The organism is Enterobacter sp. UPMP701 (genome assembly GCF_053709515.1).
In genome coordinates this window covers 146,647-171,080 of the sequence record NZ_JBSKJN010000001.1, presented here as the reverse complement: position 1 = coordinate 171,080, position 24,434 = coordinate 146,647, and the positions used below count along the sequence as shown (strand labels likewise).

Sequence of the window (24,434 nt, the reverse complement as noted above, 5' to 3'; positions counted from 1 at the left end):
GGCTTATTTTCATTTGTGGGAGTGTGCAGTGGCGACGTTATCCAGGCTTTTTATTCATCCGGTGAAATCCATGCGCGGCATCGGTGTCTCACACGCACTGGCCGACATGAGCGGATTCGCCTTCGATCGTATTTTTATGGTCACCGAGCCAGACGGCACATTTATTACCGCACGCCAGTTCCCGCAGATGGTTCGCTTTACCCCTTCCCCGCTTCATGACGGTTTGCATCTGACCGCGCCGGACGGTTCCAGCGCGGTGATTCGCTTTGTTGATTTTGCGCCTGTGGATGCGCCAACGGAAGTGTGGGGCAATCATTTTACCGCGCGCATCGCACCGGATGAAATTAACCGCTGGCTGAGCGGCTTCTTCTCCCGCGACGTGCAGCTGCGCTGGGTTGGGCCTGAACTGACGCGTCGCGTGAAGCGCCACGACGCCGTTCCCCTCTCCTTTGCCGATGGCTTCCCGTTTCTGCTCACCAACGAAGCGTCACTGCGTGATGTACAGAATCGCTGTAAAGCCAGCGTACAGATGGAACAGTTCCGTCCAAACCTGGTAGTCACAGGTGCCGACGCCTGGGATGAAGACACCTGGAAAGTGATCCGCATCGGCAGCGTCATCTTTGATGTCGTCAAACCCTGTAGCCGCTGCATTTTCACCACGGTGAGCCCTGAGAAAGGTCAGAAACACCCTTCCGGCGAACCGCTGAAAACGCTGCAATCGTTCCGTACCGCGCAGGATAACGGCGATGTCGATTTCGGTCAGAACCTGATCCCGCGCTCCAGCGGCGCGATCCGCGTAGGCGATGAGGTCGAAATTCTTGCCCGCGGGCCTGCGAGAGTGTACGGCGCCGGGCAGGAAGAAGAAATGGTCGACATTGAGACAAACGTTGCCTCTGCGGTGGATATTCACTGGCAGGGCAAGGTGATTCGTGGCAACAATCAGCAGGTTTTACTGGAGCAGCTGGAACAAGCCGGAATTCGCGTACCGTATTCCTGCCGCGCGGGAATTTGCGGATGCTGCCGCATTAAGCTGGTGGAAGGTGAAGTGAGTGCGTTGAAGAAGTCTGCAGTTGGCAATGACGGGACAATTCTGTGCTGTAGCTGCGTACCGAAAACGTCCGTACAGCTGGAAGCTTAAACCGCCTGTTCCAGGCTGAAGGCATCGACGCGCAGCTGTGGCTTCAGCCTGTCGTTCATCACTTTGATCGCATCACCTAATTGCATCACTCGCCCGGCAATCGTCACGCCGGGTTGCGCCAGCAGGCAGAGTGCAGCGTTTTCGCCCGGCTCAACCACTAACAGGCTCACTTCTTCGGCAGTATCGCTCAGATTGACGCTGGCCGCGTCGCCCGTGGCCGGGGACCAGTTCATACCGTGCGCCAGGAAATGCCAGCTTTTTGGCATTTGCGGCTTCAGGAAACGAATCGCCACCAGCGCATTCAGGACCAACTCAGCGCGCTGTTCTTTAGAAAGCGCCAGGTCACGGCATTTTTCTTCAAAGGAGAAATAAAGTGCCGCATCGTCAACGCAAAAGCCCGACGGGGCAAAGGCGTCCGGGGTTAACATTCGGCGGGCAAAACGAGAACGAAACAACATGCCATTGGCTAAATCGAGCATCATACGATCGTGCTCGTCGCAAAAATACCAGCGCCAGTTATCGTCAGGTTTAATTCGCATGTGTCTCTCCCGTCCCCAAACGTCCTGTACTAAAAATGTCCTGTTCGCCGCTTCGTTTATAACACTAGTAATAAAAGACTATAATGTCTAAATAAGCAACAGTGACGGAATATAAAACAACCAGGGCTGGAAATAAAGCCCTGGTTGTCTGATTAGGAAAAAAGATTAGATATGAGTAACGATTTCTTTAATCAAAGGCGGGCCTTTAAAAATAAAGCCGGAATAGATTTGTACCAGTGATGCACCCGCCGCCATCTTCTCGCGGGCAGCTATCACTGAGTCGATGCCGCCGACGCCAATAATCGGTAAACGGCCATTTAATTCCGCAGACAGTGCGCGAATAATTTCGGTGCTTTTTAATTGAACCGGACGTCCACTTAACCCACCCGCTTCGTCACAGTTTTTCATTCCCTGGACGAGCGAACGATCGAGCGTGGTATTCGTCGCAATCACACCGTCAATATTATGGCGAACTAAACTGTCGGCAACCTGGATCAATTCTTCGGCAGAAAGATCCGGTGCGATCTTAACCGCGACCGGAACATATTTATGGTGGATCGTCTGCAGCTCATTTTGTTTATTTTTGATGGCACTCAGAAGATCGTCCAGCGCTTCGCCATATTGTAAGGAACGCAGGCCCGGGGTATTGGGTGAGGAAATATTCACCGCGATATACCCGGCATAGGCGTAGACTTTTTCCATACAAATCAGATAGTCATCTTTACCCTGCTCAACCGGCGTATCTTTATTTTTACCGATATTGATGCCTAACACCCCATCAAAATGGGCTTTTTTCACGTTCTCCACCAGGTGATCAACGCCGAGGTTATTAAAGCCCATGCGGTTGATCAGCCCTTCGGCTTCGACCAGGCGGAACAGGCGCGGCTTGTCATTTCCCGGCTGCGGACGCGGCGTGACGGTACCGATTTCGATGGAGCCAAAGCCCATCGCGCCCAGGGCGTCAATACATTCGCCGTTCTTATCCAGGCCAGCCGCCAGACCCAGCGGATTTTTAAAAGTCAGACCCATGCACTGCACAGGCTTTTCCGGCACGTTTTGACGCACCAGAGCCGCCAGAGGCGTACCTGTAATGCGACGTAATTGCTGGAATGTAAATTCATGAGCGCGCTCAGGGTCGAGCTGGAAAAGGGCTTTACGAACGAAGGGGTAGTACATGAACTCTCCTGGATTCCCGGTGTGCAAACCGGGAGGGGATTATGGGCGATCCCGCCACGAAAGGGAATTGACCTGCGGCAAAAAAATCAGCGTAAAACGCAATCGTTTTCCTGCCTTCCCCTTTCTTATGCATTTTTTCGCTTTTGAATTGAGGATAAATCATTTAGTGGAATAACCGCGCGGTGTCACACTCCTGAAAATTGTTATGAATGTTAGACAAAAGCAAACAATTGGTTATAAGGAGCAAACATGCGCGTCATCACCCTGGCCGGCAGTCCACGATTCCCCTCGCGTTCCAGCGCCCTGCTGGAATATGCCCGCGACAAGCTCAATGCTCTGGATGTGGAAGTGTGCCACTGGAATCTGCATAACTTCGAACCTGAAGATTTGCTCTACGCCCGTTTTGACAGCCCCGCGCTCAAAACCCTGACGGAACAGCTTAAAGGCGCTGACGGCTTAATCGTGGCGACACCTGTTTATAAAGCTTCTTTTTCGGGTGCATTGAAAACGCTGCTCGATCTGCTTCCCGAGCGCGCCCTGGACGGCAAAGTTGTCCTGCCGCTGGCCACGGGCGGCACGGTGGCCCATTTACTGGCGGTGGATTATGCCCTGAAACCGGTACTCAACGCGCTGAAAGCGCAGGAGATCCTTCACGGCGTTTTTGCAGATGATTCGCAGATCATCGACTACCAGCATAAGCCGCACTTCACGCCGAATCTGCAAACGCGACTTGATGCCGCGCTGGAAACCTTCTGGTACGCGCTGCATCGCCGGGATATCCAGGTCCCTTCATTTAATCCTCAACAGGGAGTCGCTCATGCTTAAAACTCTGACACGCATCGGCCTGGCCGGACTCATGGCCCTTTCGTCGCTGGCTCATTCGGCAGACACCGCGCCGGAAAGCCTGCGTATCGGCTATCAGAAAGGCAGCGTCAGTATGGTGCTGGCAAAAAGCCACCAGCTTCTGGAAAAACGCTTCCCGGACACCAAATTCTCCTGGGTGGAGTTCCCCGCTGGGCCACAGATGCTTGAAGCACTGAACGTCGGAAGTATCGATTTAGGCAGCACGGGCGACATTCCGCCTATCTTTGCTCAGGCTGCCGGAGCGGACCTGGTTTATGTGGGCGTAGAACCCGCGAAACCGAAAGCCGAGGTGATTCTGGTACCTGAAAACAGCGACATCAAAAGCGTTGCCGACCTTAAAGGCCGTAAAGTTGCGTTCCAGAAAGGCTCCAGCTCGCACAACCTGCTGCTGCGCGCTTTACAGGAAGCCGGGCTCAAGTTCACCGACATTCAGCCCGTCTACCTGACGCCTGCCGACGCGCGTGCTGCGTTCCAGCAGAAGAACGTTGATGCCTGGGCCATCTGGGACCCGTACTACTCCGCCGCATTGCTGCAGGGTGGTGTACGGGTGCTGAAAGATGGAACCACGCTGAAGCAAACCGGTTCGTTCTATCTCGCCTCACGCCCTTACGCAGAAAAGAACGGCGCGTTTATTCAGGGCGTACTGGATACCTTTACGCAGGCCGATGCCCTGACACAGAGCCAGCGTCAGGCGAGCATTGCCCTGCTGGCAAAAACCATGGGCTTACCTGAACCGGTGATCGCGAGCTACCTCAGTCACCGTCCCCCCACCACCATTGCGCCTGTCGACGCGCACGTCGCCGCGCTTCAGCAGCAAACCGCGGACCTCTTCTATCAAAACCGCCTGGTACCAAAACAGGTCAATATTCGCGAACGCATCTGGCAGCCCGCAGGCAAAGAAGGAGCTAAATCATGAGTCTGAATCTTTTCTGGTTTTTACCCACCCACGGTGATGGACAGTATCTTGGTACAGAAGAGGGCTCACGCCCGGTTGACCACGGCTATCTTCAGCAGATTGCGCAGGCGGCGGACAGAATCGGTTTCACTGGCGTGCTGATCCCAACCGGACGCTCTTGCGAGGATGCCTGGCTGGTGGCCGCGTCGATGATCCCGGTGACGCAGCGCCTCAAGTTCCTGGTCGCATTGCGCCCAAGCGTGGTTTCCCCCACCGTGGCGGCACGCCAGGCAGCAACGCTGGACAGACTGTCCAACGGCCGCGCCCTGTTTAACCTGGTGACGGGCAGCGATCCGCAGGAGCTGGCGGGCGACGGCGTGTTCCTCGACCATACCGAGCGCTATGAAGCCTCTGCCGAGTTTACCCGCGTCTGGCGACGCCTGCTGGAAGGCGAAACCGTCACCTTTGAAGGCAAGCATATTCACGTTCGTGACGCCAAACTCTACTTCCCGCCGGTGCAGCAGCCGCGCCCGCCTCTCTATTTTGGCGGATCGTCGGATGTGGCTCAGGATCTGGCCGCTGAGCAGGTCGATCTCTATCTGACCTGGGGCGAGCCACCCGAGCTGGTGAAAGAGAAAATTGCCCAGGTCCGCGCTAAAGCGGCCGCCCATGGCCGCAAGGTGCGCTTCGGCATCCGCCTGCACGTGATTGTGCGCGAAACTAATGAAGAAGCCTGGCAGGCCGCCGATCGTCTGATCTCCCACCTGGACGATGAGACGATTGCAAAAGCCCAGGCGGCGTTTGCCAAAACCGACTCCGTCGGGCAGCACCGGATGGCGTCTCTGCACAACGGTAAACGCGAGAATCTGGAGATCAGCCCTAACCTGTGGGCAGGGGTCGGTCTGGTTCGCGGCGGCGCGGGCACGGCGCTGGTCGGCGACGGCCCAACCGTGGCAGCGCGTATCAATGAATACGCTGACCTGGGCATCGACAGCTTTATTCTTTCCGGCTATCCGCATCTGGAAGAGGCCTACAAGGTGGGTGAACTGCTGTTCCCGCATCTGGATGTCACTATTCCGGAAATTCCGCAGCCGCAGCGGCTCCAGCTTCAGGGCGAAGCCGTGGCGAACGAGTTTATTCCACGCAAAGCCGCGCAGAGCTAAGGAGTGACCATGTCTGCCACCTCACAAAAATGGCTGCTGCGCGCCGCCCCGTGGTTTTTGCCCGTCGGCATTGTGGCGATCTGGCAGCTCGCGTCGTCCACCGGCTGGTTGTCAAGCCGCATTTTGCCCTCTCCCGAGGGCGTCATTGAAGCGTTCTGGTCGCTGAGCGTGAGCGGAGAGCTGTGGCAGCATCTGGCGATCAGTTCGTGGCGCGCCGTGATTGGGTTTTCCATCGGCGGCAGCATCGGTCTGGTGCTGGGTCTGATCAGCGGCCTTTCCCGCTGGGGCGAGCGGCTGCTGGATACGTCCATTCAGATGCTGCGCAACGTGCCACATCTGGCGCTGATCCCGCTGGTCATTTTGTGGTTTGGGATCGATGAGAGCGCCAAAATCTTCCTCGTGGCGCTGGGCACGCTGTTCCCGATATACATCAACACCTGGCACGGCATCCGCAATATCGATCGCGGTCTGGTCGAGATGGCGCGAAGCTACGGGTTGTCCGGTTTTTCTCTCTTCATACACGTGATCCTGCCGGGCGCCCTGCCCTCGATCATGGTCGGAGTGCGTTTTGCGCTCGGCCTGATGTGGTTGACGCTGATTGTGGCGGAGACCATCTCGGCCAACTCCGGTATCGGCTACCTGGCGATGAACGCCCGGGAATTTCTGCAAACGGACGTGGTGGTGGTCGCCATCATCCTGTATGCCCTGCTCGGCAAACTCGCCGACGTTAGCGCCCAGTGGCTGGAGCGCAGCTGGCTGCGCTGGAACCCGGCCTACACCCTTCAGGAGGCAAAAGCATGAATACAGCACGACTGAACCAGGGAACGCCGCTGCTGCTGAACGGCGTGACCAAACGCTATGGCGAAAACACCATTCTTAACGGGCTGGATCTGCATATTCCCGCCGGCCAGTTTGTGGCCGTGGTCGGACGCAGCGGCGGCGGCAAGAGCACCCTGCTGCGTCTTTTAGCCGGGCTGGAAGCCCCCAGCGGTGGAGAGATTCTGGCAGGCACCACGCCGCTGGCCAATATTCAGGACGATACGCGCATGATGTTTCAGGACGCGCGCCTGCTGCCGTGGAAAACGGTGATTGATAACGTCGGGCTGGGGCTCAAAGGCAGCTGGCGGGATGAAGCCCGTCAGGCGCTGGCCGCCGTCGGGCTGGAACACCGTGCCGGTGAATGGCCTGCGGCGCTGTCTGGCGGACAGAAACAACGCGTGGCGCTGGCGCGAGCATTGATTCACCGGCCTGGCCTGCTGCTGCTTGATGAACCGCTTGGCGCGCTCGACGCCCTGACGCGGATTGAGATGCAGGATCTGATTGAATCCCTCTGGCAGGCGCACGGCTTTACGGTACTGCTGGTGACGCATGACGTCAGCGAAGCCGTGGCGATGGCGGATCGGGTGCTGCTTATAGAAGACGGGAGAATCGGTTTGGATCTGACGGTGGATATCCCTCGCCCTCGCCGGGTAGGCTCGGCAAAACTGGCGGAACTGGAGGCGGAGGTGCTGGATCGGGTGATGAAGCGCGGGGGTACGGAGCTACAGCGAGCTAAGGCTAATGCCTGATGCCCTCACTCCGGCCCTCTCCCACAGGGAGGATCTGACGTGGTATACCAGATTCTCCCTGTATCTTCTGAAGTATTTCTGTAACACCTCAGGCCGCGTATACCCTGGCATGTCCGGTTTCCTTTTGTCTACTATTGTCTTCTGATGTATCCCTGTAGCGCCTCCATTTTGGGGGCTACTGTGGAGGCTAATAACTTCATGGAGACCTGATAAATGGCATTACCCCATGAAGCTCGACACACTCATCTTCGGTGGGATCTCCAGAAGCATATGGATATGATCTACACAGCATTCTGCTTCCAGAATATTCACGTTTTTCCCCTCACATAGCTTTCTTAAAATCGCGCCTACTGCTCTGCATTTCTCTCCATAGAACGCCTGTCTGCGGTACTTCGGAGCAAAGACTATGTGATATTTACAGTTCCATCGGGTGTGCGCTAAGCTCTTTTCGTCCCCCATTGGCCCCCCCTTTTGATTTCTTGTTTCTCTCTTGCAGTTGCCAGACCGCAAGTTGTTTTAACAAATCAAAAGGGGTTTTTATAACTGGCTTAAAGCTGAAAGCTTTACGGAACCCCCAGCCTGGCTGGGGGTTTTCAGTGCACTATAAAAAGGCCAGGAATAATACCCGGCCCGTATATAACAACACCGGAAAAAGAACCAGGCCTACCGGGCGGGTAAGAAATCCTCGCGAATCGGGGTAAATACATCCAGCAATTTACCGGCTTCCAGGCAGGTACACCCGTGTATGACGCCGGAACGTTTATACAGGGTATCGCCTGCCTGGACGGTGTGTGTTTCATCACCAATCGTGAAGCTGAACACACCGGACAGAACGTACGTCAGCTGTTCATGAGGATGCGAATGCATCGGTCCGACAGCCCCGGCCTCAAATGCCACTTCCACACTCATCAGCGAACCGTTGTGAGCGAGTATTTTTCTTGTCACGCCATCACCGGCTGATTCCTGCATGACATCTTTGTGAAATACAAACATGATAAATCTCCGCACTATGACAGGGAAAAACGATGAACCGTCCCGCTGTCAGTTTTCACATTAAGATAATTATTCTCAACCGTTACACCGATATCCCCCGTGTCAGACAGGTCAGTGACAACAATATGGACGACGCGTTTTTCCTGTGAACGCATAATCAGATATTCAATATCAGCCGTCGAAGGATTATTCGGCCCTTTTGCCTGATATAAATCTGTCGCTCCCGGCGAGCAGCAGTAAACAGTAAACCGGTTCACAGCCTGATAAGAAAATACGGCAGTTTCCGTAAGCGGGATTTTATCTGCCACCCGTATATGGGGATAAAATCCGTCCCGGTAGCGCCATTTATTCAGCGCAGTGCAGGGTTCCGCATCAATCAGCCAGGAGGTCCCCACCATCTGACCATGCGGATTATCGATGGTGGAGATATCAATCAGTAAATCTCCCGTGACGATAATATTACGCCGGTAAACCACGTCCCTGTACGCGTCATCATCCCACTCCACCCGCGTTTTGCTGTCGGGCAAAACAGGCTTCGCCTTCCAGTCCACTTCCGTTATCAGCTGAACGAAATCGCCTGTATGACGGTATGACACCACGCGCGGGTAAGCGGGCGGCTGGTTTTTCCCGTTAATGCAAAGGGTGTTATGCGAAAACGAATTCTTGTAATAGCCGTAATGCAGCGGCGCGCCGTACCCTGTCGTCCCCAGATCGGGGAAAATATCAATCCCTTCATCAAACACCGTCAGTCCAAGGCTGTTATAGTGGTCATGCTCACCACCATACGGCATGTGTTTGACGCAGATGGCCCGGCCGGGTTTTGGCCTGATAATCGTCAGTCCGGATTGCGGCACCCGTAGAGTATGCTCCGGCGGAGTAAGCACTTCACCGGACAGATCTTTCCCGTAAAACAGCGCATCGATACTGTTGCGCCCCTGGTGATGGCAGATGCTTTTCAGCAGCTGACCGTAGCTTCTATCTTCGTAATACCACCAGGCAAATTCATAGATATCACTGTGCGTCAGCCGCTCCTGCCCGTTCACACAGTCGTTGATTCTGGGCAGCGTCATATCCGGCATCAGCAGGTGAAGCGGCGCACTCAGCATCTGACGGTAATACGGCTCCCCAAGCAGGGAGTATTCAGATCCCCCCGCGACTTTTTCAAACGCAAAAAAACCCTGAAGCGCGTAGTAATGATAATGCAGCGAGCCTTCAAACCAGAGTCCGTCCGGCATGACGGCATGCTCCAGCTGATACCTCAGCCCGTATTTACCGTTAACCGCAAAGTCCAGGTACGCATCGTTATCCAGAACGGCCCCGATAATGCCGATGGCTGCGCCAATTTTGACCTCATGATTGTGGATTTGATTACAGCGGTGTTTCATCAGAAAATCCGCGCCGGTGCACAGCAACCTGGAGGCAATATACTGCTCTTCCTCTGCACTCAGATGCGCACGAACAAGATCAAACCCGCGGGCAAAATCGGTATGACAGTTGGCTTCGCACAGCGTCTGCGCGTTGGCCTTGCCGGGACCGTTATAAGGGATCCCCCCGTGCTCCTGGTAATCCGGGTAATAGCGGGCATACCCCAGCAAAATTTCCCGCACTTTGTTCAGGTAGCGCTCATCCTCTGTCAGCAGCCAGAGAACGCCCAGCTCATAGCATGCCTTCGCATTCAGACCGTTCAGCCATCGCCACCAGGCCCCGTCATAGGGTTCACCGGAGAATTTTTTTCCGTCAACCGGGCAAACATGTTGCTCCGGAGAATGTCTGTCCCATGTCAGGCGCACACTATGATCCGGGCAGAAAAAATAATGATTCCAGGTTGCGCAGCCGGTTTCAGGTACCAGCACCGGGTTATTGATCACATCGCTGTTGCCGGTGATCAGTCTCAGGATAGTGTCAGGCGTTGCACGCTCACGCGCCCGTAAAATCTGTAATTCAGTAAACTGTTTCATCTTTTCCCCGCTATTTCACCAGAGCCGAGCCTGGGGTGAGAATGTTTATGTCCCCGGGGTTTGCTTCAGTCAGTGCCGCAGCAGACTGCAAAAACCCGGCATCCCCGTACGCCCTTGCAGCCGCCAGCAGCGGCCCCGTCGCCTCAGAAGGGGTGTACTTAATCTCTTCGTGCAGCCAGGCCGTCTGCGGTTTCCCCGTCTGTCCGCTGACCAGCATGAAGGCTTTTTTCAGCGAATGATTATCGAGCCCGAAGCCCCATACATCGTTTTTCAGCTTTTCACCGTAGCGGCCCATTTTCGCGTAGGCGGCCAGTGCAAAATTGGTGTAATGGAAGGAACGGGTACGCTCCGTTTCTGAAGCAATTTCACCGTTGGCATTCACCTGAGAAGCCAGATGGCGGAGTTTGAAAATATCCGTCTGCAGCCGGGCCTGCTTTTGCTGCCCGGTGAACAGCGAGAACGCAGTGACCTGCGCGTCATACCAGGCCCCGTGATTGTTGTACCAGTTCGACTCCTCAAACCCGTTTTGGCTTGTCAGCAGCCATTGGGTGTAATCGCCGTACCAGCGTTTATACCCGGCCAAATCCTGTGCCGGTATCCGGCCCGATGCCTCAAGCAACACAATGCTGTCGGCCACGTCAATCAGGACGCGGGTATCGATAATCCCGATCCCCCTCCCGTCGATGGCACCTGGAATTGCCTGCGCGTAATTCAGGTTGGGATTCATCCGGGTTTCGTCATCCAGGAACCAGGCCTTCAACAGTTGCTGCGCCTTATCGGCGTATTTTGCGTCTCCACTGTAAAACCAGGCCAGGGCCAGTGCGCGCACGTCATCAGAGAATTGCACCATCCGCTTACTGTCGGTCCCGTTCGTTTTCGAATCAGGGTTGATCTGTCCGTCCTTACGGACGTAGGGCATTCCGTTTTTCGTGTCCGGGTCAGGCCACCAGTAGGGGCCAAAGCTGTAGTAGTCGTGTTTATCCCCGGACGCCGGGGTCAGTGTTTTGTCTGTCACCGCGTAGCGCGAGTGAGTCAGCGCCGAATCAGCCTGCTTTTGCAGTGCGCGCCAGGCAACGAGATATTGGGGATCACTGTGAGTAATCGCCCCCTTAATCTCCAGCATTTTCGCGCAGTCATAAGTCAGACAATCATCCGGTGATGACGCCATTGCCACCGAAGGTGCGGCCAGAACGGCGCTGATCATCAGCGCCTGATAAATGGGTTTCAGTTTCATGCAGACGCGCCTTATCCGAGGGTATCGAGGTTGATGGACAGGCCAACGCGGAAGCGGTTTTCAGTCAGACCTGCTTCACCGTCATACTTACCCTGCTGTGACATGTAGTCCCACTCAACATAAGGCTGCCAGGTTTTATTGTGCTTATAGCGAATAACCAGATCGTTTTCCCAGGAAGACGTTTCCCCGTTGTTGAAGTGGAAATCATTTACGTAACGATAAAACACGGGATTGTTCTGGATATCCCAGTCTTTGTTTCGCCAGCCGAGATACAGATCCAGACGTTCCTGACTGCCTTTATTTTCTTCGCCGTTCAGGTCCGAAGAATCGTACTGATTCCAGTCATAACGGAAACGGATCGCGGAATACCAGTTATCCGTCATCTTCCAGCCAAATTTCACGTAGGGGCGAAATTGTGCCCCTTCACTGCCCCAGTGATAGACCATACCTGGCTGAGCGAATGTGTTTTGGGTCAGGCTGTATTTGTAGTTCCCTTCAAGCTCGTTATAGTCCGTACTCGACTGGTCGAAATCGTTATTTCCCTGCTTGTTATCGGTTTCCATACTCAGCCAGAAATTCCCGACGGTCTGGCTGATTTTAAAGCGGGATTCCCAGGTTTTACTGGCTTCTTTATAGCCGCCACGCACGTCAAACGTCGCTGCGTGGGCCAGAATGGGGGTGCAGCAAACCGCCAGCAACAAAGCTGATTTTTTCATGAAATAGTTTCCTTACCTGAAATGAAGAATTACGCCGTTGCCAGCTGATTTGTTTTTTTCGGTGATTTAATCAGCACCCACAGGAACATCGCGCCGATCAGGTCAAATACGCCCAGGCCTACAAAGAACGAGTTGTAACCAATCACGGCCACCATTGATCCCAGGAATAGGCTGAAGAAGAAATTGCCCATGCTGCCCGTAAAGCCTGCAAATCCGGTTGCCGTCCCTACTTTCTCTTTCGGGAATAAATCAGAGGACATACTGATAACCGTGACAGACAGGCACTGGTGCGCAAACCCGGCAACGCAGAACAACGCCAGCGCAACATAAACGTTTGTGACCAGACCAACCCCCGCCATAGACAGCATCAGAACGGCCGCAAAACTGAACGTGATGCGTTTGGCATTCAGGGTGCAAACCCCACGATTGACCAGAAAACGAGAAAGGAATCCGGCAAAAACACACCCAAAGTCAGCGGTCAGGAACGGCAGCCAGGCAAACATAGCGATATGCGCCATATCCATATGCCGAACGGTGACGAGATACAGCGGCATCCAGTAGTGCAGTGTGCCCCAGGCCGGATCGGCCATAAAGCGCGGCAGGGAAATCGCCCACAGGTGGCGGTCTTTGATGATGGAGGCCAGCGAGGCTTTTTCTTTCACGACCTCAATCTGGTCTGCCATCACGGCGGCATGTTCAGACTGAATGTATGACGGATGTTGTTCGGGAGAGCGGTAGAACAGGAACCATACTACAGCCCAGACAAGGCCAATCGCACCGGTCACAACGAATGACATTTCCCAGTTGTAGTAGGTGATAGCCCAGACGACCAGCGGCGGAGCGAGCATTGCACCAACAGACGTCCCCAGGCTGTAAACCCCGCAGGCCAGTCCGCGCTCTTTCGCCGGGAACCACTCCGCCGTAACTTTCATCCCGGCCGGGTTAAATGCTGCTTCAGTAATACCCAGACCGCCACGTAACCAGGCGATTGGCAACCAGCTGCTGCACAGAGCGGTCAGCATATTGAACAGGGACCACAGTCCGGCAAGTAAAGAAAAGCTCAGACGCAGGCCTAGCTTATCAATAATAAATCCACAAATGACGCCGCCAATCGCGTAGGTGAAGGGAAACACCGCTGTAATCCAGCCGTATTGTTCGGTGGACAGGCCGAGTGTTTTCATCATTTCCGGCGCAGCAACACCGAGCGTACTTCTCGCAAGATAGTTTGTTATGGTCCCCAGCATCACGAGGATGATGATGTACCAGCGCAGATTTTTAATCTTCATAACGGTTCTCATGTGAATAAACAGTCAAACAAAACAGCACACCTATAAAAATGAAACATCATTTCAATCACATTGAACGCAATATTTGAGATTAATTCCGTGAGGATTTTCACACTTATGCCACCCCAGAAATTGGGCGGCTTTTTTGTGTATTGAAAAATGGCAGCGTTAAATTTTTTCCTTTTTGATTTCATTTCGATAAAAAAATAAGCACGAATAATTAATAACGATTTTATTCAGTATGCATTCAAATCTATTAGACAGCTTCTGACATCAGGGAAGATTAAATAAATTCACAAAATGAATAAATTACATATTTAAATTCGCAAAAATTATTTATACCTCGGTGGGATTTATTTGTAACAGGGATAGATAAAGGATTATCAGAAGGAGGAGTATAAAAGGGCATAGAGTGGTGGCTCTCTGCCCTTAGTTAGGTTCCTGCATTATCCCGAGCTGCTCAGCCTGAAAGCACCACCAGCCCGGAGGTGTGGGTTAATCCCGCTTACCTCAGTTTGACTGAATAGCCCGCTTCGTTAAATTTTTGTACTCGCGAAATAGAGCATTACAGCGACACCACCAGCATTCGGGGGGCTTTTCTGGGGGCTAAAATTACCGATTTTTTTAAAAATTCTTTTAAATTCAATAAAATCAGCCTAAGCAGAACATCCCCCACGGGGAGAGGGAGAAAACCAGTGCCCCGCTATCACACGGCGCAAGGGTAAATCGTAGGCCCGGTAAGCGTAGCGCCACCGGGCTTTTTTACATCAGGCCAGCGCCTTAGCAATCTTCTCGTACAAATCGCCAGACAGGTTTTCCAGCCCTTTCAGCTGCTCAAGCGCGGCGCGCATCTTCGCCTGGCGCTGTGCATCGTAGCGTTTCAGACGGATCAGCGGCTCAATCAGACGCGACGCTACCTGCGGGTTACGGCTGTTGAGCTCGGTCAGCATTTCCACCATAAACTGATAGCCGCTGCCGTCTTCGGCGTGGAACGCGGCCGGGTTGCTGCTGGCAAATGCGCCAATCAGCGAGCGAACGCGGTTCGGGTTACTCATGGTGAACGAACGGTGCTTCAGCAGGCTGCGAACCTTGCTAAGCGCATCGGCCGCCGGGCTGGTCGCCTGCAGAATAAACCACTTGTCCATCACCAGACCATCCTGGTGCCACTTGTCGTCGTACTCCTGCATCAGCGCATCACGGCATGGCAGTTCAGCGGCAACGCTTGCCGCCAGGGCCGCGAGCGCATCGGTCATGTTATCCGCTTCGTGATACTGTTTGCTCACCAGCGTATTAGCCAGCCCGGCCTCACCAAAGGCGAGGTAACGCAGGCAGGTATTGCGCAGGGTACGCTTGCCGATATCCGCATGCTCCACGCGATATGCGTCAAGCTTGTTGGCGTTGTAGATCGCCAGGAACTCGTCCGCCAGTTCGGTCGCCAGCGTGCGGGTCAGCGCTTCGCGCACCGCCACGATGGCAATCGGGTCGATGATGTCGAACAGCTCCGCAATTTCAGTCGCGGACGGCAGCGTCAGAATTTCAGCCGCCAGCGCCGGGTCAATCTTCTCATCCAGCAGGATGGCGCGGAACGCGTCTGCCACATGGACCGGCAGCGTCAGCGGCTGGCCCTGCTGGTAACGATTCACGTTCAGCTTGATGTAGGTTGCCAGCAGGCTCTGCGCCGCATCCCAGCGAGAGAAATCGTTGCGCGCGTGGCGCATCAGGAACGTCAGCTGCTGGTCGCTCCATTTGTACTCAAGTTTCACCGGCGCGGAGAATTCGCACAGCAGCGCTGGCACCGGCTGGAAGTAAACGTTATCGAAGATAAAGGTCTGCTCTGCCTGGGTCACGTTCAGAACGTGGTGAACCGGGTGGCCGCCCTTCTGTAATGGGATGACTTTGCCTTCGTTGTCGTACAGCTCAATGCTGAACGGAATGTGCAGCGGATATTTCTCTTCCTGCTCGGCGGTTGGCGGCGTGCGCTGGCTGATGGTCAGGGTGTACTGCTCGGTTTCCGGGTTGTAATCGTCCTTAACGGTGACAATCGGGGTCCCGGCCTGGCTGTACCAGCGGCGGAAATGAGAAAGGTCAACGTTAGACGCGTCTTCCATCGCCTGCACGAAGTCGTCGCAGGTGGCCGCGCTGCCGTCGTGACGTTCGAAGTAAAGCTGCATCCCTTTCTGGAAGTTTTCCTCGCCCAGCAGGGTGTGGATCATACGAATAATTTCAGCGCCCTTCTCGTACACCGTCAGGGTGTAGAAGTTGTTCATCTCGATGACTTTATCAGGACGGATCGGGTGCGCCATTGGGCTGGCATCTTCCGCAAACTGCAGACCGCGCATGGTGCGCACGTTGTTGATGCGGTTCACCGCGCGTGAACCCAGATCGGAGCTGAACTCCTGATCGCGGAAGACGGTCAGGCCCTCTTTCAGACTCAGCTGGAACCAGTCGCGGCAGGTAACGCGGTTACCGGTCCAGTTATGGAAATACTCGTGGCCGATGACGCGTTCGATATCGAGGTAGTCTTTATCGGTGGCGGTATCGGTACGCGCCAGCACGTACCTGGAGTTAAAGATGTTAAGGCCTTTATTCTCCATCGCGCCCATGTTGAAGAAGTCAACGGCGACGATCATATAGATGTCGAGATCGTATTCGAGGCCGAAGCGCTCTTCGTCCCACTTCATGGAATTAATGAGTGAGGTCATCGCCCACGGCGCGCGGTCAAGGTTGCCGCGGTCAACGAACAGCTCAAGCGCCACTTCACGGCCAGAGCGGGTTTTGAAGGTGTCGCGCAGCACGTCGAAATCACCCGCTACCAGCGCAAACAGGTAGCACGGTTTCGGGAACGGATCCTGCCACTGCACCCAGTGACGGCCGTTGTCGAGTTCGCCTTCACCGACGCGGTTACCGTTAGAGAGCAGGAACGGGTAGAGCGTTTTATCGGCAATGATTTTGGTGGTGAAGCGCGCCAGCACGTCCGGGCGGTCCAGGTACCAGGTAATGTGGCGGAAGCCTTCGGCTTCACACTGGGTACACAGAGCCACGCCTGACTGGTAGAGCCCTTCCAGCGCCGTATTGGCGGCAGGGCTGATCTCATTGACGATGCGCAGCGTAAAGCGTTCCGGCAGGTTGTCGATGACCAGCTGGTTGCCTTCTTCTTTATAGTCTGACCAGGGTTCATCGTTAATATGCAGGGAGACCAGCGTCAGGTCTTCGCCATCCAGACGCAACGGTACGGCAGTCGCGCTGTGGCGCGTCACCTGGCTTACCGCCGTCACAACGGTTTTTGTGGCATCCAGGTCAAAAGTCAGATCGATATCGCTAATCAGGTAATCCGGCGCACGGTAGTCGTGGCGGTATTTGGCTTGTGGCTGTTGTGTCATAGAAAACCTTATGCATCGTTTGTCGAGTAACGTTTCAATATATTCCTGTTGTGTAAAACGCGCTATGCAGAATGTTCATCTTTTCAGGCAGAAACTCTTTTTTTGCTACATTTGTATAACACGGGGCACGAAATGCTCTCGACCATAAAGTGTGCTTATGTTGTGATCGGGGTTCAATAAATCACTAAACAAGGTATACTCCGGAGTTGTTTATTGTACTAAACGCTCCCGTGAGAGGATGCTACAGCGCACCTATGACTCAATTCGCTTCTCCGGTTCTGCATACGTTGCTGGATACCGACGCGTATAAACTGCATATGCAGCAAGCCGTTTTCCACCATTACAATGACGTTCACGTCGCGGCGGAATTCCGCTGCCGTGGTGACGACTTGCTCGGTATCTACGCAGACTCCATTCGTGAACAGGTCGATGCGATGCAGCATCTGACGCTGCAGGACGACGAATACCACTGGCTCTCCGGGCTGCCTTTCTTTAAAGCGGACTATCTGAACTGGCTGCGCGACTTCCGCTATAAGCCAGAACAGGTCACCGTAACCAACGAGAACGGCAAGCTGGATATTCGTCTTGAAGGCCCGTGGCGGGAAGTGATCATGTGGGAAGTGCCGCTTCTGGCAGTGATCAGCGAGCTGGCTCACCGCTACCGTTCGCCGGAAACGGGCGTCGAGCAGGCCGTTGCCTCGCTGGAAAACAAACTTGCAGCCTTCTCTACGCTGACCGAAGGGCTGGATATGTCCCGCTTCCGCCTGATGGATTTCGGCACCCGTCGCCGCTTCTCTCGCGACGTTCAGGAGGCCATAGTAAAACGTCTGCAACTTGAGCCGTGGTTCGTGGGCACCAGTAACTACGATCTGGCGCGTCGCCTCAACCTGACGCCAATGGGCACCCAGGCGCACGAGTGGTTCCAGGCGCATCAGCAAATCAGCCCTGACCTGGCTAACAGCCAGCGTGCGGCGCTGGCCGCATGGCTTGAGGAGTACCCGAATCAACTCGGGATCGCCCTCACCGACTGTATTACGATGGATGCCTTCCTGCGCGATTTTGGTCCCGAGTTTGCTGAGCGCTACCAGGGGTTACGCCACGATTCCGGGGATCCGGTTGAATGGGGCGAAAAGGCGATTGCTCATTACCAAAAACTCGGCATTGACCCGATGAGCAAGGTACTGGTCTTCTCCGATAATCTCGACCTGGCGAAAGCCGTCGAACTGTATCGTCATTTCAATGCCAGAATTAATCTTGGCTTCGGGATTGGTACCCGGTTGACCTGCGATATCCCTCAGGTAAAACCTCTGAACATCGTGATAAAACTGGTGGAATGTAACGGCAAGCCGGTGGCAAAGCTCTCTGATAGCCCGGGTAAAACCATCTGCCATGACAAAGCGTTTGTCCGCGCATTGCGCAAAGCGTTCGATCTCCCCCAGATCAAAAAAGCCAGTTAAGCGCTGACGGGAGCCTTCAGGGCTCCCTTCCCTTATTTATTTCTTAATTCTTCTCTTTTGACTGCGAAATTTACTTGTCTGATAGCGGATGGCAGGTAACATAGATATCCCCCCGTCTTAGGGTGGACAAGTGTTTATTTTTTCCGACTATTAACAGAGAGAATATTATGAGCGTTGTGCCTGTAGCCGACGTACTCCAGGGCCGTGTCGCCGTTGACCAGGAGGTCACCGTGCGCGGATGGGTGCGTACTCGCCGAGATTCTAAAGCTGGCATCTCCTTCCTTGCCGTCTATGACGGTTCCTGCTTTGATCCTGTACAGGCCGTCATTAATAATTCTCTGCCCAATTACAATGATGACGTTCTGCGCCTGACGACGGGTTGCTCCGTTATCGTTACCGGTGTGGTTGTCGCATCACCGGGCCAGGGTCAGAGTTTCGAAATTCAGGCCTCTGCCATTGAAGTGACCGGCTGGGTTGAAGATCCGGACACCTACCCGATGGCGGCAAAACGTCACAGCATTGAATACCTGCGTGAAGTCGCCCACCTGCGCCCGCGTACCAACCTGATTGGTGCGGTGGCCCGCGTGCGTCATACGCTGGCTCAGGCGCTGCATCGCTTCTTCGATGAGCAGGGTTATTTCTGGGTGTCTACCCCGCTGATCACTGCGTCCGATACGGAAGGCGCAGGCGAAATGTTCCGTGTCTCCACGCTGGATATGGAAAACCTGCCGCGTACTCCGGAAGGGAAAGTCGACTATGACAAAGACTTCTTTGGTAAAGAAGCCTTTCTGACGGTATCCGGCCAGCTCAACGGCGAAACCTACGCCTGTGCGCTGTCTAAGATTTACACCTTCGGCCCAACCTTCCGTGCCGAAAACTCCAACACCAGCCGCCACCTGGCGGAGTTCTGGATGCTGGAGCCGGAAGTGGCGTTTGCTGACCTCGACGACGTTGCCGGTCTGGCGGAAGCGATGCTGAAGTACGTCTTCAAAGCGGTGCTGGAAGAGCGTCCTGACGACATGAAGTTCTTCGCCGAGCGCGTAGACAGCGATGCTGTGGCGCGTCTGGAGCGTTTCGTCTCTGCCGACTTTGCGCAGGTGGACTATACCGACGCGGTAGCGATCCTCGAGAAATGCGGTGAGAAGTTCGAGAACCCGGTTTACTGGGGCGTCGATCTGGCGTCTGAGCACGAACGCTATCTGGCCGAGAAACATTTCAAAGCACCGGTTGTTGTTAAAAACTACCCGAAAGACATTAAGGCCTTCTATATGCGCCTTAACGAAGACGGGAAAACCGTGGCAGCAATGGACGTACTGGCGCCGGGCATCGGTGAAATCATCGGTGGTTCTCAGCGTGAAGAACGTCTGGACGTGCTGGACGCGCGCATGGAAGAGATGGGTCTCAACCCTGCGGACTACAGCTGGTATCGCGACCTGCGCCGTTATGGCACCGTTCCGCACGCTGGGTTCGGTCTTGGTTTCGAGCGTCTGATCGCCTACGTTACTGGCGTTCAGAACGTGCGTGACGTGATCCCGTTCCCACGTACTCCACGTAACGCCAGCTTCTAAGTAACACAACAGATAATGGCCAGCATTTGCTGGCCATTATTTTATTCTGCCCTGTCAGTTTTTGTCAGCGCAAAGTCAACGTTTTTAAACCATCACCCCGTCACAACCACTACCTGTTACGTTTTGTTTCCGCGAAATATCCAGCCACAAAAAATAAACCACATTCTTATTGAGATTATTACAGCCTCAAGCAATAGCACAAATTTCAACCACTTTTTCAGCCATCCAGAAGTCTTTTTGCGGTCATAAGAAAAAACGAGTCGTTTAACATCCGTTTATAGGAATTGCCTTTATTCAAATTAATCATAAGGAATTCATATATATAGGAAACAATTCGCTGCTTAATTCACCAGGACACGCTGAAATTTGAGATGGTTCACAAAGTTCCGAAAAATACACATTTAGTTACACATATTTTCTTATTGTAACTCAATCTTGAGAATTGTAGCACTTTCAGGCTAGCGAAACGCTTCGGTGAATGGAAAGATGCCTGTCAGATACATAAAGACACCAAACTCTCATCAATAGTTCCGGAAATATTTATTGACAGAATTTATTGACGGCAGTGGCGAGTGTCATAAAAAAACCAATGAGGGTAATAAATAATGATGAAGCGCAATATTCTGGCAGTGGTAATCCCTGCCCTGCTGGTAGCCGGTGCAGCTAACGCTGCAGAAATCTATAACAAGAACGGCAACAAACTGGATCTGTACGGGAAAGTTAATGCTGAGCGTGACTTTGTTACCAATGGCGATAACACCAACAACTCCGACTCAACTTACGCGCAGATCGGTTTCAAAGGCGAAACTCAGATCAACGACCAACTGACAGGTTATGGTCAGTGGGAATACCGTGCACTGGCCAGCTCAGCTGAAGGTGAACAGTCTGCAAACAACTCTACCCGTACTCGTCTGGCTTTCGCTGGCCTGAAAATGGCTGACGCTGGCAGCATCGACTATGGCCGTAACTACGGCATCGTATACGATGTAGAGTCTTACACCGACATGGCGCCAACGTGGTCTGGCGAAACCTGGGGTGGTGGTTATGTTGATAACTACATGACCAGCCGTTCTACTGGCCTGCTGACTTACCGTAACAGCGATTTCTTCGGTCTGGTTGATGGTCTGAGCTTCGGTATCCAGTACCAGGCTAAAAACGAGCGCGCTGACCTGCGTCGTGCCAACGGTGACGGTGTTGGTTACTCTGTGGGTTACGACTTCGGCGGTGGCTTTGGCCTGACCGGTGCGTACAGCAATGCTAACCGTACTCTTGACCAGAAAGCTGATGGCAAAGGCGACAAAGCTGAAGCATGGGCAATTGGTGGTAAATATGATGCTAACAGCCTGTATCTGGCAGCGGTGTACGCAGAAACCCGCAACATGAGCATCCTGGGTAACAGCACCGGTTCCAATACTCCGGATGCTGATGGTGACGTGTTCAACGTAGCGAACAAAACCCAGAACTTCGAAGTTATCGCTCAGTATCAGTTCGATTTCGGCCTGCGTCCATCCCTGTCCTATGTGCAGAGTAAAGGTAAAAACCTGAACACCGTAGCTGGCGGCGATGCAGATCTGGCTAAATACGTTGAAGTTGGCGCAACTTACTACTTCAATAAAAACTTCAACGTGTCTGCTGACTACCGTATCAACCTGATCGACGAAGATCAGGCCAAGCGCACTGGCGGCGGCTGGGTTGGTACCGACGACCAGGTTGGCCTGGCTGCAGTTTACCAGTTCTAATCCGTACACCACGTTGTTATATGCTTAATGAACAGGGCTTCGGCCCTGTTTTTTTATGCCTGACAGAAAATAATGGCGACTTTTGAAAAGCCGCACGCTTTTCGTCGCAAACGGTTGGCATTTTGTAAATCTACCGTTAACCTGATAGCGGATTTCACTTCTGTAATCACAATGGAACTTCGTCATGTTTGAGAACATTACCGCCGCTCCTGCCGACCCTATTCTGGGCCTGGCCGATCTGTTTCGTGCCGATGACCGCCCTGGCAAAATCAACCTGGGTATTGGTGTATATAAAGATGAAACCGGCAAAACTCCGGTACTGACCAGCGTTAAGAAAGCTGAGCAGTATCTGCTGGAAAATGAAACCACCAAAAACTACCTCGGTATTGATGGTATCCCTGAATTTGGTCGCTGCACCCAGGAGCTGCTGTTCGGTAAAGGCAGCGCAATTGTGAGTGACAAACGTGCTCGCACAGCACAGACCCCTGGCGGTACCGGCGCGCTGCGCGTGGCGGCGGATTTCCTTGCGAAAAACACCTCTGTTAAGCGTGTATGGGTGAGCAACCCAAGCTGGCCGAACCACAAGAGCGTCTTTAACTCTGCGGGTCTGGAAGTACGTGAATATGCTTACTACGACGCGGCAAACCACGCTCTGGACTTTGACGGCCTGCTGGCAAGCCTGAGCGAAGCGCAGGCGGGTGACGTGGTGTTGTTCCACGGCTGCTGCCACAACCCAACCGGTATCGATCCAACGCTTGAGCAGTGGGAACACCTGGCTAAACTCTCCGTTGAGAAAGGCTGGTTGCCGCTGTTTGACTTTGCTTATCAGGGCTTCGCCCGCGGTCTGGAAGAAGATGCCGAAGGCCTGCGCGCGTTCGCAGCAGTTCATCAGGAGCTGATCGTTGCTAGCTCCTACTCCAAGAACTTCGGTCTGTACAATGAGCGTGTGGGTGCCTGTACGCTGGTTGCGGCTAACGATGAAACTGCCGATCGTGCCTTCAGCCAGATGAAATCCGTTATCCGCGCTAACTACTCTAACCCACCGGCACACGGTGCCTCTGTCGTTGCCACCATCCTGAGCAACGATGCGCTACGCGCGATCTGGGAACAAGAGCTCAACGATATGCGTCAGCGTATTCAGCGCATGCGCCTGCTGTTTGTGAACACCCTGGCTGAGAAAGGCGCGGACCGCGACTTCAGCTTTATCATCAAACAGAACGGCATGTTCTCGTTCAGCGGCCTGACTAAAGAGCAGGTTCTGCGTCTGCGTGAAGAGTTTGGCGTATACGCCGTGGCCTCTGGCCGCGTTAACGTTGCAGGCATGACCCCTGACAACATGGCGCCACTGTGCGAAGCGATTGTCGCTGTGCTGTAATTTGCACCTACAAAAAAGCCTGCGTTTAGCAGGCTTTTTTTATGCTGGTTACCAGACAGGCATCTCATCCTGAAGGAACGGATTATGGAGCCGTTCATAGCCCAGCGTCGACATCGGGCCGTGTCCAGGGATAAACGTCACGTCATCACCCAGCGGCAATAACTTCTGTTTGATCGACTGAATCAGCTGCCCATGATCGCCGCGCGGAAAATCGCTGCGTCCTACGCCACCTTTGAAAATCACATCGCCGGAAATCAGCAGACGGGACTGGTCATCAAAGAAGACGATATGGCCTGGCGTATGCCCAGGACAATGCAACACCTGTAAAGTCACATTCCCTACGTTAACGCGCTCTCCTTCGTTCAGCCAGCGATCGGGCGTCAGGGGTTGACACTCATCAAGGCCAAACATGCGGCTTTGGGCAGGTAACCCCTGCAGCCAGAACTCATCTTCTTTTTCCGGGCCAATAATCGGCACACCGTAGTGTTCAGCCAGTTCAGCCGCTGCGCCTACGTGGTCAAGGTGACCATGCGTCAGTAAAATCTGCATCAGCGTTACGCCGCTGTCGGCGACTTCCTGCTTGATTTTCTCAGCATCACCGCCGGGATCGACAAGCGCGGCCAGTTTGGTTTGCTCACACCAGATTAATGAACAGTTCTGGGAGAACGCGGTAACCGGAATAATACGATAGTTCATACTGCTCCTGTGTTTCGTTATTACCAGTGCCGAACCGGACCGGTATCAATATGCACAAAGTTGCTGCTGGGGTAGTATCCTACACCACCTGCGCGCATAGATAACGCGGCTTTGCGAATATTGGCTAACGAAACGCCTTCAATATGGAAATCCATTGCCTGTCCCTTCGTGTGGTAGCTTTTTTTCGCTACGCCACGGCTATGGGCGCGCAGTTCATTATTGGTATCAAGAGAGCGATAGCCAGAAATAAGCTGCACCGGCTTGCTGGTACCCAGCAGGCCCTGAAGGCGGAAAAGCTGATCAAACAGTCCTGGGTCGATGGCTTTTACTTTATTCGCGCGGAAATCACGGAAAAAATGGTTGAGTCTTGCTAATTCATCCTGAATATAGCCTCTGCCATCAAAAAACTCCGCTTTTAGCGACTCACCGGTGTGAAGATTGTTGAGCGTTAAAACTCGCGGACGAGGTGTCGAGAGGGTGGCAAATGCTGGCGTCGGCAGGATGGCCGCTGCGCCGAGCGCAACACCACCTAACGCCAGCAGTTTGCGGCGATTAGCGTCAAATTTGTCCATGATAATCAGGTCTACAGGTCAATGAAATCGTAAATATGCTTAGCGCACGAAGGGCACCTTAACTGGCAAAACAGGGTACGTCAAGGCGCCCAACCCCAGTGAATACGCGGCTTACAG

General features: G+C 53.8%; 20 protein-coding genes and 1 pseudogene. 10 read left to right on the top strand and 11 right to left on the bottom strand.

Annotated elements, in window-relative coordinates:
* Positions 1-28: 28 nt before the first annotated feature.
* Positions 29-1,138: a YcbX family protein gene (locus ACWKXT_RS00740; RefSeq protein ID WP_454531433.1), complete on the top strand. Its 1,110-nt coding sequence runs from the start codon at positions 29-31 to the stop codon at positions 1,136-1,138.
* Here the strand turns inward: ACWKXT_RS00740 and zapC are convergent.
* Both zapC and pyrD read right to left on the bottom strand, forming a co-directional pair.
* Positions 1,135-1,677: a cell division protein ZapC gene (gene zapC / locus ACWKXT_RS00735; RefSeq protein ID WP_454527332.1), complete on the bottom strand. Its 543-nt coding sequence runs from the start codon at positions 1,675-1,677 to the stop codon at positions 1,135-1,137. The two genes, ACWKXT_RS00740 and zapC, sit on opposite strands and share 4 nt — an antisense overlap.
* Before the next feature lie 165 nt (positions 1,678-1,842).
* Positions 1,843-2,853, bottom strand: a complete 1,011-nt coding sequence (gene pyrD, locus ACWKXT_RS00730; RefSeq protein WP_454527333.1) for a quinone-dependent dihydroorotate dehydrogenase — start codon at positions 2,851-2,853, stop codon at positions 1,843-1,845.
* A 249-nt stretch (positions 2,854-3,102) separates the two neighbouring features.
* Between pyrD and ssuE the strand changes: the two genes are divergently transcribed.
* The 5 genes from ssuE to ssuB are packed head-to-tail and all read left to right on the top strand — an operon-like array spanning position 3,103 to position 7,343.
* Positions 3,103-3,678 (top strand): NADPH-dependent FMN reductase, encoded by a 576-nt coding sequence (gene ssuE / locus ACWKXT_RS00725; protein ID WP_454531432.1) that lies wholly within the window; start codon positions 3,103-3,105, stop codon positions 3,676-3,678.
* Positions 3,671-4,633, top strand: coding sequence for an aliphatic sulfonate ABC transporter substrate-binding protein (locus ACWKXT_RS00720; protein WP_454531431.1), 963 nt, complete (start codon positions 3,671-3,673; stop codon positions 4,631-4,633). Before ssuE ends, ACWKXT_RS00720 begins: the two co-directional genes overlap by 8 nt.
* Complete coding sequence (gene ssuD / locus ACWKXT_RS00715; RefSeq protein WP_454531430.1) at positions 4,630-5,775, top strand: FMNH2-dependent alkanesulfonate monooxygenase; 1,146 nt, start codon at positions 4,630-4,632, stop codon at positions 5,773-5,775. The genes ACWKXT_RS00720 and ssuD overlap by 4 nt, the downstream gene beginning before the upstream one ends.
* Before the next feature lie 9 nt (positions 5,776-5,784).
* Positions 5,785-6,576 (top strand): aliphatic sulfonate ABC transporter permease SsuC, encoded by a 792-nt coding sequence (gene ssuC / locus ACWKXT_RS00710; RefSeq protein ID WP_454531429.1) that lies wholly within the window; start codon positions 5,785-5,787, stop codon positions 6,574-6,576.
* Complete coding sequence (gene ssuB / locus ACWKXT_RS00705) at positions 6,573-7,343, top strand: aliphatic sulfonates ABC transporter ATP-binding protein (RefSeq protein ID WP_454531428.1); 771 nt, start codon at positions 6,573-6,575, stop codon at positions 7,341-7,343. The genes ssuC and ssuB overlap by 4 nt, the downstream gene beginning before the upstream one ends.
* A 222-nt stretch (positions 7,344-7,565) precedes the next feature.
* On the opposite strand, the pseudogene tnpA reads toward ssuB, so the two are convergent.
* The 7 genes and pseudogenes from tnpA to pepN form a co-directional block, all read right to left on the bottom strand.
* Positions 7,566-7,802: pseudogene (tnpA, locus tag ACWKXT_RS00700) on the bottom strand (IS200/IS605 family transposase); the annotation flags it as partial.
* Positions 7,803-8,006: 204 nt separating this feature from the next.
* Positions 8,007-8,336, bottom strand: coding sequence for a cupin domain-containing protein (locus tag ACWKXT_RS00695; protein ID WP_454531427.1), 330 nt, complete (start codon positions 8,334-8,336; stop codon positions 8,007-8,009).
* A gap of 14 nt (positions 8,337-8,350) precedes the next feature.
* Positions 8,351-10,294, bottom strand: a complete 1,944-nt coding sequence (locus tag ACWKXT_RS00690; protein ID WP_454531426.1) for a heparinase II/III domain-containing protein — start codon at positions 10,292-10,294, stop codon at positions 8,351-8,353.
* Between the two features lie 10 nt (positions 10,295-10,304).
* On the bottom strand, positions 10,305-11,528 hold the full coding sequence (locus ACWKXT_RS00685; RefSeq protein ID WP_454531425.1) for an alginate lyase family protein: 1,224 nt from the start codon (positions 11,526-11,528) through the stop codon (positions 10,305-10,307).
* 11 nt (positions 11,529-11,539) lie between these two features.
* Positions 11,540-12,244, bottom strand: coding sequence for an oligogalacturonate-specific porin KdgM family protein (locus ACWKXT_RS00680; RefSeq protein WP_454531424.1), 705 nt, complete (start codon positions 12,242-12,244; stop codon positions 11,540-11,542).
* A gap of 29 nt (positions 12,245-12,273) precedes the next feature.
* Positions 12,274-13,530 carry an MFS transporter gene (locus ACWKXT_RS00675; RefSeq protein WP_454531423.1) on the bottom strand — a complete coding sequence of 419 codons (1,257 nt, stop codon included), beginning with the start codon at positions 13,528-13,530 and terminating at the stop codon, positions 12,274-12,276.
* 767 nt (positions 13,531-14,297) lie between these two features.
* Positions 14,298-16,910 carry an aminopeptidase N gene (gene pepN / locus ACWKXT_RS00670; RefSeq protein WP_454531422.1) on the bottom strand — a complete coding sequence of 871 codons (2,613 nt, stop codon included), beginning with the start codon at positions 16,908-16,910 and terminating at the stop codon, positions 14,298-14,300.
* Between the two features lie 254 nt (positions 16,911-17,164).
* Between pepN and pncB the strand changes: the two genes are divergently transcribed.
* The 4 genes from pncB (at position 17,165) to ACWKXT_RS00650 (ending at position 23,049) form a co-directional block, all read left to right on the top strand.
* Positions 17,165-18,367: a nicotinate phosphoribosyltransferase gene (gene pncB / locus ACWKXT_RS00665; protein WP_454531421.1), complete on the top strand. Its 1,203-nt coding sequence runs from the start codon at positions 17,165-17,167 to the stop codon at positions 18,365-18,367.
* Positions 18,368-18,534: 167 nt separating this feature from the next.
* A complete protein-coding gene (gene asnS / locus ACWKXT_RS00660; protein WP_032677806.1) occupies positions 18,535-19,935 on the top strand; it encodes an asparagine--tRNA ligase in 1,401 nt (466 codons plus the stop codon).
* A gap of 605 nt (positions 19,936-20,540) precedes the next feature.
* Positions 20,541-21,674 carry a porin gene (locus ACWKXT_RS00655; protein WP_454531420.1) on the top strand — a complete coding sequence of 378 codons (1,134 nt, stop codon included), beginning with the start codon at positions 20,541-20,543 and terminating at the stop codon, positions 21,672-21,674.
* Between the two features lie 184 nt (positions 21,675-21,858).
* Positions 21,859-23,049, top strand: coding sequence for an amino acid aminotransferase (locus ACWKXT_RS00650; RefSeq protein ID WP_061098686.1), 1,191 nt, complete (start codon positions 21,859-21,861; stop codon positions 23,047-23,049).
* Between the two features lie 48 nt (positions 23,050-23,097).
* Here the strand turns inward: ACWKXT_RS00650 and ACWKXT_RS00645 are convergent, their stop codons facing one another.
* On the bottom strand, positions 23,098-23,745 hold the full coding sequence (locus tag ACWKXT_RS00645) for an MBL fold metallo-hydrolase (RefSeq protein ID WP_454531419.1): 648 nt from the start codon (positions 23,743-23,745) through the stop codon (positions 23,098-23,100).
* A gap of 20 nt (positions 23,746-23,765) precedes the next feature.
* Entirely contained in the window at positions 23,766-24,317 is a 552-nt protein-coding gene (locus tag ACWKXT_RS00640) for a DUF882 domain-containing protein (RefSeq protein ID WP_454528960.1), read from the bottom strand.
* Between the last annotated feature and the right edge of the window lie 117 nt (positions 24,318-24,434).

Bases quoted from the DNA above. Each gene is read 5' to 3' on its own strand.
- pncB (WP_454531421.1), top strand. From the start codon at position 17,165: ATGACTCAATTCGCTTCTCCGGTTCTGCATACGTTGCTGGATACCGAC.
- ACWKXT_RS00695 (WP_454531427.1), bottom strand. From the start codon at position 8,336: ATGTTTGTATTTCACAAAGATGTCATGCAGGAATCAGCCGGTGATGGC.
- asnS (WP_032677806.1), top strand. From the start codon at position 18,535: ATGAGCGTTGTGCCTGTAGCCGACGTACTCCAGGGCCGTGTCGCCGTT.
- ssuC (WP_454531429.1), top strand. From the start codon at position 5,785: ATGTCTGCCACCTCACAAAAATGGCTGCTGCGCGCCGCCCCGTGGTTT.
- ACWKXT_RS00685 (WP_454531425.1), bottom strand. From the start codon at position 11,528: ATGAAACTGAAACCCATTTATCAGGCGCTGATGATCAGCGCCGTTCTG.
- ACWKXT_RS00690 (WP_454531426.1), bottom strand. From the start codon at position 10,294: ATGAAACAGTTTACTGAATTACAGATTTTACGGGCGCGTGAGCGTGCA.
- ssuE (WP_454531432.1), top strand. From the start codon at position 3,103: ATGCGCGTCATCACCCTGGCCGGCAGTCCACGATTCCCCTCGCGTTCC.
- ssuB (WP_454531428.1), top strand. From the start codon at position 6,573: ATGAATACAGCACGACTGAACCAGGGAACGCCGCTGCTGCTGAACGGC.
- ACWKXT_RS00680 (WP_454531424.1), bottom strand. From the start codon at position 12,244: ATGAAAAAATCAGCTTTGTTGCTGGCGGTTTGCTGCACCCCCATTCTG.
- ACWKXT_RS00720 (WP_454531431.1), top strand. From the start codon at position 3,671: ATGCTTAAAACTCTGACACGCATCGGCCTGGCCGGACTCATGGCCCTT.
- ACWKXT_RS00645 (WP_454531419.1), bottom strand. From the start codon at position 23,745: ATGAACTATCGTATTATTCCGGTTACCGCGTTCTCCCAGAACTGTTCA.
- ACWKXT_RS00675 (WP_454531423.1), bottom strand. From the start codon at position 13,530: ATGAAGATTAAAAATCTGCGCTGGTACATCATCATCCTCGTGATGCTG.
- ssuD (WP_454531430.1), top strand. From the start codon at position 4,630: ATGAGTCTGAATCTTTTCTGGTTTTTACCCACCCACGGTGATGGACAG.
- ACWKXT_RS00640 (WP_454528960.1), bottom strand. From the start codon at position 24,317: ATGGACAAATTTGACGCTAATCGCCGCAAACTGCTGGCGTTAGGTGGT.
- pyrD (WP_454527333.1), bottom strand. From the start codon at position 2,853: ATGTACTACCCCTTCGTTCGTAAAGCCCTTTTCCAGCTCGACCCTGAG.
- pepN (WP_454531422.1), bottom strand. From the start codon at position 16,910: ATGACACAACAGCCACAAGCCAAATACCGCCACGACTACCGTGCGCCG.
- ACWKXT_RS00650 (WP_061098686.1), top strand. From the start codon at position 21,859: ATGTTTGAGAACATTACCGCCGCTCCTGCCGACCCTATTCTGGGCCTG.
- ACWKXT_RS00655 (WP_454531420.1), top strand. From the start codon at position 20,541: ATGATGAAGCGCAATATTCTGGCAGTGGTAATCCCTGCCCTGCTGGTA.
- zapC (WP_454527332.1), bottom strand. From the start codon at position 1,677: ATGCGAATTAAACCTGACGATAACTGGCGCTGGTATTTTTGCGACGAG.